This window comes from Pseudoalteromonas sp. MMG010 (genome assembly GCF_018100905.1).
Taxonomy (GTDB): Bacteria; Pseudomonadota; Gammaproteobacteria; order Enterobacterales; family Alteromonadaceae; genus Pseudoalteromonas.
This window is the reverse complement of record NZ_JAGJEG010000038.1, coordinates 1-445: the sequence shown is the minus strand read 5'-3', so window position 1 is coordinate 445 and position 445 is coordinate 1. Positions and strand designations below refer to the sequence as shown.

The window sequence follows — 445 nt, the reverse complement described above, 5'->3', positions numbered from 1 at the left end:
CACGGAAGCGGGTCGCCATGCTGTAGTGATAATGGATGGTGCCAGCTGGCATCAGGAGTATTTAGATCAAGCATTTGCTAATCTGAGAATTATTCACATCCCACCTTATTCTCCGAATTAAATCCAATCGAGCAAGTATGGTCATGGATGAGGCAAAATGAAATTGCCAATCGTGTTTTTAGTGATTATGAAGATATTGAAGAGAAGTGCACTATTGCTTGGAATAACTTTAGAAGTGATATTAATAGAGTCATTTCACTATGTTTAAGATCGTGGATTAATTTGACCAGTTAATTAATGGAATTGGTATAATAATGTCCTAGTTTCACATAGCAAATGCTACACTATCATCGGCCGGGGCTCGCCTTCGAGCTGTTTTGTTTCACTACTGAGTTCGGCATGGGCTCTTGGCTATTTATTAAACCCCAGACAGCAAAAAACCCGT

The 445-nt window shown here is 39.8% G+C and carries 1 pseudogene; it reads left to right on the top strand.

Going from position 1 to position 445, the window contains the following annotated elements:
- Positions 1-294 (top strand): annotated as a pseudogene (locus tag J8L70_RS16100) (transposase); the annotation flags it as partial.
- Between the last annotated feature and the right edge of the window lie 151 nt (positions 295-445).